An 8,791-nucleotide genomic window follows, 5' to 3' on the forward strand; every position below is an offset into this window, starting at 1 on the left:
TAGTTACTTGCAGTTTCTATATCTTTTTCTAGCTGCGACCAACGACACGTAACTCGACCCACAGCCCGTCCGGTCGGCGACATGTGAGTGGAAAAAACGACACCCCCCCCCCCCCCCCCGCAAAAACGAAACCCGCCGCCAAACCCGGCCGGCCCGCCGGCGCAGGTGATGCACCGACCGGCGCCAAGGGCGCCGACGCCACCCAACACGCCTCCCTGGCCGCAGCCGGCCCGTCGGCCCGCGCGCTGGGCCAGGCGCTGCGCACGGCCTTGCAGACCAGCGGCCTGTTCTACGAATCGCACCTGACCGACATGGTCTTTGGCCGCAGCAACCCGGCCCAGCTGCAGCTCGAACCGCAAGCCAGGCTGACCAAGGCCGGCGTGCCGACGGACGCCGACACGGCCCGCCCGCGCGCCGACGCGCCGACCTCGGGCCGCGCCAGCGCCGATGCGCCGGCCACGCCAGGTTCGTCCAGCACGCCCGCGCCCGGCACCCCGGTCAGCGGCATCCACCAGGACCTGACCCTGCTGGTTCGCCAGCAGCTGGACGTCCTGGCCAACCAGACCCTGACCTGGCAAGGCGAAGCCTGGCCCGGCACGCCGATGGAATGGGAAGTCGAGCGCGAACCCTATGGCGGCGACCCCGATTCCGCCGTGCCCACCTGGGCCACCCGCCTGAAGCTGGACCTGCCGCGCCTGGGCCTGGTCGACGCCCGCCTGAACCTGGCCGGCGACCAGATCGTGCTGCAACTGGTGGCCCCGCACAGCGCCACGGAAATCAATGATTCGTCGGACCGATTGCGGGCGCGCCTGTTGGCGTCGGGCCTGACGCTCAGCCATCTGGTGGTGAACGTGGTGGATCCGCGTCCCGTCATGCCGACGGATTTCTGATGAGCCTCGTTCCGCCCTCCGATACCGGCCCCAACGCCAACCGCAACGCGGCCGTCGCCATCTCGTATGACGAAAAAGACGGCGCCCCGCGCGTGGTGGCCAAGGGCTACGGCCAACTGGCCGACACGATCGTGCGCGCCGCCGAAGAGAATGGGCTGTATGTGCATGAATCCCGCGAGCTGGTCGGCCTGCTGATGCAGGTGGACCTGGATTCCCATATTCCTCCCCAACTCTACGTAGCAGTGGCAGAATTGCTGGCCTGGCTGTACCGCCTGGAATCGCGCGACCTGCCCGATGGCGCGCCGCCTGCCTGACCCCATTTCCCCAAGGACGATCACCGTGTTGGATGCCAGCGATCCGGAATTTCTGCTTACCCGGCCGGAAGACATGCGCGCCGCGCTGTTTGAATTGACGCACCCCGACAGCCACATCCTGGTGCGCGATGCCGCCGACCGCGAGATGGCGGTGCTGGTGCTGGGCGCCGACAAGCAGACCCGCCAGTTCTTCTGGCGGCCGCGCGACTACGCCGGCGCCGATTTCGAACAATCGGACAGCATGGGTTTGCTCAGCGGCACCACCTTCCATTTCCACGCCACCGCCTACGGCGGCGTGCAGATCCGCTTCCGGGTCCAGCGCCCCGAGGTGATCTATTTCGACGACGGCAGCGCCGCGCTGATGTCGCCGTTTCCCGACCGCCTGGCGCGCATCCAGCGCCGCAAGATGTTCCGCGCGTCGCTGGCCGCCAGCGCAGGCCGCTGCCAGGCAAGCTGGCGCCCGGCGCCGACGGAAAAGCCCATCAGTTTTTCGGTGCGCGATATTTCGGTGGATGGCGTGGGCTTGCGGGTTGGCATGGCGGTGCAGGCCCTGCCGGAACGTGGCACGGTGCTGGAAGACGTGCAACTGGATTTCGGCGAGCTGGGCCAGTTGAACGCGCGCCTGCAAGTGCGCAACGTCTACCCCATTTCCGGCCAACCCATGACCCAGGCGACCAGCCCGGACGAACCGGCGCCGGTCCACGTCTCCCTGACGGGCGAACCGCCCATGAGCCACCTGGGCGCGGTCTTCCTGGACCTGAATGCGCGCCAGGAAAACTGGCTGCAACAAGTGGTCTGGCGCCTGGAAAAAACCGCCAGATAGCGGTTGCCCCCACGCCGCACACCCTGCGCGTGCTTGCGGCCCCCAAAGGGGGCTGCCCCGCCTTGGGGCGGCTCGGCGGCGGGGGCTTTTCCAGTGTGACGCTGCGAGCTGGCGTCAGACAGCCATCGACGAGATTTCCTTGTAGGCCGCGACGAGTTTGTTGCGGACCTGGACGGCCGTCTGGAAGCCGATGCTGGCTTTCTGCAGGTCGATCATCACGTCGTTGAGCGACACGTCGGGCGCGCCCAGCTCGAAGGCCTTGGCCTGTGCCGAGGCGGCGTTCTGGGCGCCGGTAACGCGGCGGATGGAACGGTGCAACTCGGCGGCGAAACCGTCGGGTTGGGCCACGGCCTCGCCTGCGGCCAGATTGCCGGTTTCCGCCTTGCTGACGACCGCGCGCATCTGCTGGAGCATGCTTTCGATGCCGGACAAGCCTGATACAGCCATTACGTTATTCCTTGCTGGTGGATTACGCCAAAGATGCAGGCAGCGTAACCCCGTGCGGTCGGCGCCATAGCCGATAAAAACCGCCAAAACACCCGATATTTCCGCGAATGCGCAGAGCCGGGCGCCGCCCGGCGCATCCGGGTTCGCGCCCGGGTTTCACCGCGTTACGGACATAGGGGATAAGTAACGCCAAAAAACCGCTGTTTTCGACGATTGGGTTTGCTAACGCAGCAGCAATAATCCAGGCTCTCCCCAGACCAGAAGCACGTTGCATGTGTAATCTGCCCTACCCGAACATGAAGTCATTTTCCCTGCTCCGCGAAGCCAGCGGGAGCCGCCAATGAATCAGCAGGCTACCCTGAGCGCGTCGCTTCTGGCGAAGTTTCCCGTGTTGGAAAGGATCCGCGCGCTGCCCAAGCCCATCTTGCTGGGCGCGGCCGCGGCGCTTGTCGCGGTCATCGTCGCCGTGGCGATGTGGAGCAGCGAACCCAAGTACAAGGTGCTGTTCTCGAACCTGGACGACCGCGATGGCGGCGCCATCGTGACGGCCCTGGGCACCATGAACGTGCCCTACAAGTACAACGACACGGGCACCGCCCTGCTGGTGCCGGCCGACCGCGTCTATGACGCCCGGCTGCAGCTGGCCTCGCAAGGCCTGCCGCGCGGCGGTTCGGTCGGCTTCGAGCTGATGGACAACGCCCGCTTCGGCGCCAGCCAGTTCGCCGAGCAGATCAACTACCAGCGCGGCCTGGAAGGCGAACTGGCCCGTTCGATCGAATCGATGCACACCGTGCAGCACGCCCGCGTGCACCTGGCCATGCCGCGCCAGTCGCTGTTCGTGCGTGAACGCCAGCCGCCGACCGCCTCGGTGCTGCTGAACGTGTACCCGGGCCGCAGCCTGTCCGACGCCCAGGTGTCCGCCATTTCCTGGCTGGTCGCTTCCAGCGTGCCGGAATTGACCGCCGAGAACGTTTCGATCGTCGACCAGAACGGCCGCCTGCTGTCGTCGCCGCTGGGCGAAGGCCGCGGCATGGATGCCGACCAGATGCGCATGGTCCGCGAAACCGAGCAACGCACCGTCGAACGCATCCTGACCATCCTGAACCCGCTGGTCGGCCCGGGCAACGTGCACGCCCAGGCCAGCGCCGAAATGGATTTCGCGCGCCGCGAGGAAACCTCCGAGGTCTACCGTCCCAACCAGGAACCGGGCCAGGCCGCCGTGCGCAGCCAGCAGACCAGCGATTCGACCCAGCGTGGCGTCAATCCGGCCCAAGGCGTGCCGGGCGCCCTGTCGAACCAGCCTCCGGGCAACGCCCAGGCGCCCATCGCCAACCCGCCCCAGGCCCAGCCGCCCCGCCCCGGCCAGCCGCAGCAGCCCAATGCCCAACAGCAGCAGCAACAACAGCAGCAACAGACGGGTACCCAGGCCGCCGGCGGCAGCCTGAACGAGCGCCGCGACGCCACCACCAACTACGAAGTGGACCGCACGATCAGCCACATCAAGCAACCGGTGGGCAACCTGAAGCGCCTGTCGGTGGCCGTGGTGGTGAACTACATCCGCGACAAGGACGGCGAACCCCAGGCCCTGCCGCCCGAAGAACTGAACAAGCTCACCAACCTGGTGCGCGAAGCCATGGGCTATTCCGAAAGCCGCGGCGATTCGCTGAACCTGGTGAACAGCCAGTTCAACGACGGCCCCCCGGCCGTGCCGATGTGGCGTGATCCGGAAATGATCTCGCTGTTCAAGACCATCCTGGCCTGGCTGGTGGGTGGCGTGCTGGCCCTGTGGCTGTATCGCAAGCTGCGCCGCACCGTGGGCGAGTACCTGTACCCGCCGGTGGATCCGGAAGTGGCCGAGGCCGAGCGCCTTGAAGCCCAGCGCGAGGCCCAGGACCTGGCCCGCGCCAAGGAAACGGACCGCTACCAGGACAACCTGGACCGCGCCCGCACGATGGCGAACAAGGATCCGCGCGCCGTCGCGATGGTCCTGCGCACCTGGATGACCAAAGATGAAAAATGATTCCAAACCCATGGACGGCATGACGCGCAGCGCCGTCCTGATGATGTCGCTGGGCGAAGACGCCGCAGCCGAAGTCTTCAAGTACCTGTCCGCCCGTGAAGTGCAGCAGGTCGGTGCCGCGATGGCCAGCCTGAAGCAGGTGACCCGCAACGACGTGGCCGTCGTGCTGGAGGAATTCCGCCAGGAAGCCGACCAGTTCATGGCCGTCACGCTGGGTTCGGACGACTACATCCGCACCGTGCTGACCAAGGCGCTGGGCAGCGACCGCGCCGCCGGCCTGATCGAAGACATCCTGGAAGCCGGCGAAGGCGGCAGCGGCATCGACGCCCTGAACTGGCTGGACCCGCACACCGTGGCCGAGCTCATCGGCGACGAGCACCCGCAGATCATCGCGACGATTCTGGTGCACCTGGAGCGCGACCGCGCCGCCGGCGTGCTGGCCCTGTTGACCGACCGCCTGCGCAACGACGTCATGCTGCGTATCGCCACATTCGGCGGCGTGCAGCCGGCCGCCCTGTCGGAACTGACCGAAGTGCTCAATTCCGTGCTGGCCGGCCAGGGCGCCAAGCGCAGCAAGATGGGCGGGGTGCGCACCGCGGCCGAGATCCTGAACATGATGAATTCGGCCGAAGAGGAAACCGTGGTCGCCAGCCTGCGCGAACGCGACAACGACCTGGCGCAGAAGATCATCGACGAGATGTTCGTGTTCGACAACCTGCTGGACGTCGAAGACCGCGCCATCCAGCTCATCCTCAAGGAAATCGACAACGACACGCTCATGGTCGCGCTCAAGGGCGCCCAGGAAGAGCTGCGCGCCAAGTTCCTGCGCAACATGTCCAGCCGCGCCGCCGAAATGCTGCGCGAAGACCTGGAAGCGCAAGGCCCGATCCGCATGTCGAAGGTCGAGACCGAGCAGAAGAAGATCCTGCAGATCGCGCGCCGCCTGGCCGAAAGCGGCCAGATCGTGCTGGGCAATTCCGGAGACGACGCGTATGTCTGAAGCGGATACCGGCCAGTCGACGCTCATCTCGCGCAGCGCCGCCTGGCGGCGCTGGCAGATGCTGTCGTTCGACGAGCCGCCGCCCGTGGAAGTTGCGCCCGAACCGGAACCCGATCCGGGCCCCGACCCCGAAGTGGTGTTGGCGCAGTTGCGCGCCGAGGCCATCGCCGAGGGCCGTGCCGAAGGCTTTGCACAGGGCCACGCCGCCGGCCAGGAAGCCGGCCGTGCCGAAGGCTTTGACGCAGGCCAGGCAGCCGGACGCGAAGCCGGCTATGCCGACGGCCTGGCGCAAGGCCGCGAACAAGGCGCAGAAGAAGCCCGGCAGCTGCACGCGCTGGTCGAGGCCTGCGCCACGTCGATCGGCTCGCTCGAAGAAAAAATGGGCCAGAGTCTCTTGACGCTGGCGCTGGACATCGCCCAGCAAGTCGTGCGCACCACGCTTGCCGAGCAGCCCGAGACCGTGGCCAGCGCCGTGCGCGAAGTGCTGCACATCAACCCGACCGCCGGCGGCCAGATGCGCCTGTGGGCCAACCCCGCCGACATCGAACTGATCCGCCTGCACCTGGCCGACGAACTGAAAGAAGGCCACTGGCGCGTGCTGGCCGACGAATCGATCGCCCGCGGCGGCTGCCGCGCCGAGACGCCGTTCGGCGACATCGACGCCACGCTGCAGACCCGCTGGCGCCGCGTGGCGGCCTCGCTGGGCCGCAACGTCAACTGGGAGGAGCCGGCGTGAGCGGCAGCCAGGCCCCCGCGCAGCCCGGCCAGGCGGCCGTGCCCGTGATCGACCGCTGGCAGACCCAGCTGGAGATCGGCTCGATTCGCGCCGCCTCGACCGACCCCTGGCTGGTCAGCGGCAAGATCACCCGCGCGACCGGCCTGGTGCTGCACGCCACCGGCCTGCGCCTGCCCGTGGGTGCCGCCGCCCGCATCGAGATTGCGCGCGGCCATGACCACTGGGCCGACGCCGAAGTCGTCGGCTTCGACGGCCACACCTTGTACCTGATGCCGCAGGCCGACATTTCCGGCCTGCCGCCCGGCGCCCGCGTGGTGCCCGGCGAGCCGCCCGTGCAGCGCCAGATTCCGCTGCCGCGCAAGGCCGAACTGAACGGCAACGCCAAACCCCAGCTGGGCCGCCACCTGCCGGTGGGCAACGCCCTGCTGGGCCGCGTGCTGGACGGCGCCGGCCGCCCGCTGGATGGCCTGGGCCCGCTGACCGGCGCGGAACTGGCGCCGCTGTCGGCCCAGCCGATCAACCCGCTGTCGCGCGCACCGATCGATACCGTCCTGGATACCGGCGTGCGCGCCATCAACGGCCTGTTGACCGTGGGCCGCGGCCAGCGCATGGGCCTGTTCGCAGGCTCCGGCGTGGGCAAGAGCGTGCTGCTGGGCATGATGGCCCGCTACACCAAGGCCGACGTGATCGTGGTTGGCCTGATCGGCGAACGCGGCCGCGAAGTCAAGGAATTCATCGAGCACAACCTGGGCCCCGAAGGCCTGGCCCGTTCGGTGGTGGTGGCCGCGCCGGCCGACGTCTCGGCGCTGCTGCGCCTGCAGGGCGCCGCCTACGCCACGCGCCTGGCCGAGCACTTCCGTGACCAGGGCCTGGACGTGCTGCTGATCATGGATTCGCTGACCCGCTACGCCATGGCGCAACGCGAAATCGCCCTGGCCATCGGCGAGCCGCCCGCCACCAAGGGCTATCCGCCCTCGGTGTTCGCCAAGCTGCCGATGCTGGTGGAACGCGCCGGCATGGGCGCGCCCGGCCCCGGCGGAAAAGCCGGTTCGATCACCGCGTTCTATACCGTGCTGGCCGAAGGCGATGACCAGCAGGACCCGATCGCCGACTCGGCGCGCGCCATCCTGGACGGCCACGTGGTGCTGTCGCGCCACCTGGCCGAGGCCGGCCACTACCCCGCCATCGACATCGAAGCCTCGATTTCCCGCGCCATGACCTCGCTGATTCCGCAACAGCAGTTCGCGGTCGTGCGCCGTTTCAAGCAGACGCTGTCGCGCTACCAGCGCAATCGCGACCTGATCGCCGTAGGCGCCTACGCCGCCGGCAACGACCCGCAACTGGACGATGCCATCGCCCGCTATCCGCGCCTGGAAGCCTTCCTGCAGCAGGATATCGGCGAAAACGTCGGCTACGAGGATGCGGTCAACCAGTTGCGTGCAAGCTTTGAATTGAGGGACACCTATGCCTAGCCAATTGCCCCTGGACATGCTGATCAACCTGGCCAAGGAAAGCACGGACGAAGCCGCCCGCCTGCTCGGCCGGCTCAGCGCCGAACGCACCAACGCCGAACGCCAGCTCGGCATGCTGCACGACTATCGCCAGGACTACCTGGAGCGCCTGCAGCAGGCCATGACGACCGGCATGTCGGCCAGCGACTGCCACAACTACCAGCGCTTCATCGGCACCCTGGACGACGCCATCGGCCAGCAGCAGAACGTGCTGCGCCAGGCCGACGAGAACCTGGCCAAGGGCCGCCTTTACTGGCAGCAGGAAAAACGCAAGCTCAGTTCGTACGACGCCCTGGCGCAACGCGAATTGCGCGCGCAGGCCGTGGTGGAATCCCGCCGCGAACAACGCGCCAACGATGAATACTCCGCCCGCCTGGTCCAGCGCCAGGCCGGGATGCACTAATTAGAGGAAGCCCAAGATGACCGCTCCCCTGCCCTTGCCCACCGTCGCGCCCGCCGCGCCGAGCTCGATCACCGACACGCTCGGCGCCAAGTCGTCCGCCGCCTCGTCCAGGAAGGGCCCGTCCTTCTCCGACGTGCTGGCCCAGCAGCGCCCGAATCCGAGCGCCAACGCGCGTCCGGCCACCAGCAACAACGCCAAGACCCCGACCGGTAACGGCAAGACCCCCAGCGATGCTGCCGGCAACGCGGAAAACGCCGCCGCCGACGCGATCGACAACGCCGTGCAGACCGCCACCCAGGCCGAAGCCGGCGCGCTGGCCGTCGCCGCCGCGCAGCAACCGGTGACGCCGGTGGTGCTGCCGCAGCAGACGCTGGAAATCGCCGCGCAGGCTGCCGAGCAGGTGCAATTGGCCCGTGGCGCTGCCCAGGCCGCCGCGACCGCCGTCACCACCGGCGCCGCCGTGGTGCAGGCCGCGCTGACCGCCAACGAGGCCGTACCGACGCCGCGCGCGCCGGTGGCCGCCACCGCGCAGCAGGCCGAAGCCGCTGCCGCCCAAGCCAGCCGCGATGCACAAGTCGCCCTGCCGGTCGTCACCGCTGCCGTCAAGCCTGGCACGGCGCCCGACGCCGCTCCGGCCAAGGCGGCAC

At 68.2% G+C, this 8,791-nt stretch carries 9 protein-coding genes and 1 pseudogene; 9 read left to right on the forward strand and 1 reads right to left on the reverse strand.

What is annotated here, in order from left to right:
• Positions 1 to 83: 83 nt before the first annotated feature.
• Genes fliK through AC6LJ2_RS29465 form a run of 3 tightly spaced genes read left to right on the forward strand, consistent with a single transcriptional unit; the run spans position 84 to position 2,027 of the window.
• Entirely contained in the window at positions 84 to 890 is an 807-nt protein-coding gene (gene fliK / locus AC6LJ2_RS29455) for a flagellar hook-length control protein FliK (RefSeq protein WP_498152723.1), read from the forward strand.
• Positions 890 to 1,204, forward strand: a complete 315-nt coding sequence (locus AC6LJ2_RS29460; protein WP_263912453.1) for an EscU/YscU/HrcU family type III secretion system export apparatus switch protein — start codon at positions 890 to 892, stop codon at positions 1,202 to 1,204. Before fliK ends, AC6LJ2_RS29460 begins: the two co-directional genes overlap by 1 nt.
• 25 nt (positions 1,205 to 1,229) lie before the next feature.
• Positions 1,230 to 2,027: a flagellar brake protein gene (locus AC6LJ2_RS29465; RefSeq protein WP_263912452.1), complete on the forward strand. Its 798-nt coding sequence runs from the start codon at positions 1,230 to 1,232 to the stop codon at positions 2,025 to 2,027.
• Between the two features lie 114 nt (positions 2,028 to 2,141).
• Here AC6LJ2_RS29465 and fliE read toward each other — a convergent pair whose 3' ends face one another.
• Positions 2,142 to 2,474, reverse strand: a complete 333-nt coding sequence (gene fliE / locus AC6LJ2_RS29470) for a flagellar hook-basal body complex protein FliE (protein ID WP_263912451.1) — start codon at positions 2,472 to 2,474, stop codon at positions 2,142 to 2,144.
• A 340-nt stretch (positions 2,475 to 2,814) separates the two neighbouring features.
• Between fliE and fliF the strand changes: the two genes are divergently transcribed.
• The 6 genes and pseudogenes from fliF to AC6LJ2_RS29500 form a co-directional block, all read left to right on the forward strand.
• Positions 2,815 to 4,494, forward strand: coding sequence for a flagellar basal-body MS-ring/collar protein FliF (fliF, locus tag AC6LJ2_RS29475; protein ID WP_498152724.1), 1,680 nt, complete (start codon positions 2,815 to 2,817; stop codon positions 4,492 to 4,494).
• Positions 4,484 to 5,494 (forward strand): flagellar motor switch protein FliG, encoded by a 1,011-nt coding sequence (fliG, locus tag AC6LJ2_RS29480; RefSeq protein WP_025138869.1) that lies wholly within the window; start codon positions 4,484 to 4,486, stop codon positions 5,492 to 5,494. Before fliF ends, fliG begins: the two co-directional genes overlap by 11 nt.
• A complete protein-coding gene (gene fliH / locus AC6LJ2_RS29485) occupies positions 5,487 to 6,230 on the forward strand; it encodes a flagellar assembly protein FliH (protein ID WP_263912449.1) in 744 nt (247 codons plus the stop codon). Before fliG ends, fliH begins: the two co-directional genes overlap by 8 nt.
• Positions 6,227 to 7,702: a flagellar protein export ATPase FliI gene (gene fliI / locus AC6LJ2_RS29490; RefSeq protein ID WP_025138871.1), complete on the forward strand. Its 1,476-nt coding sequence runs from the start codon at positions 6,227 to 6,229 to the stop codon at positions 7,700 to 7,702. The genes fliH and fliI overlap by 4 nt, the downstream gene beginning before the upstream one ends.
• A complete protein-coding gene (gene fliJ / locus AC6LJ2_RS29495) occupies positions 7,695 to 8,144 on the forward strand; it encodes a flagellar export protein FliJ (protein ID WP_263912448.1) in 450 nt (149 codons plus the stop codon). The genes fliI and fliJ overlap by 8 nt, the downstream gene beginning before the upstream one ends.
• 16 nt (positions 8,145 to 8,160) lie before the next feature.
• Positions 8,161 to 8,791 (forward strand): annotated as a pseudogene (locus AC6LJ2_RS29500) (flagellar hook-length control protein FliK); the annotation flags it as partial.

Source organism: Achromobacter sp. 1014246743, assembly GCF_059760725.1.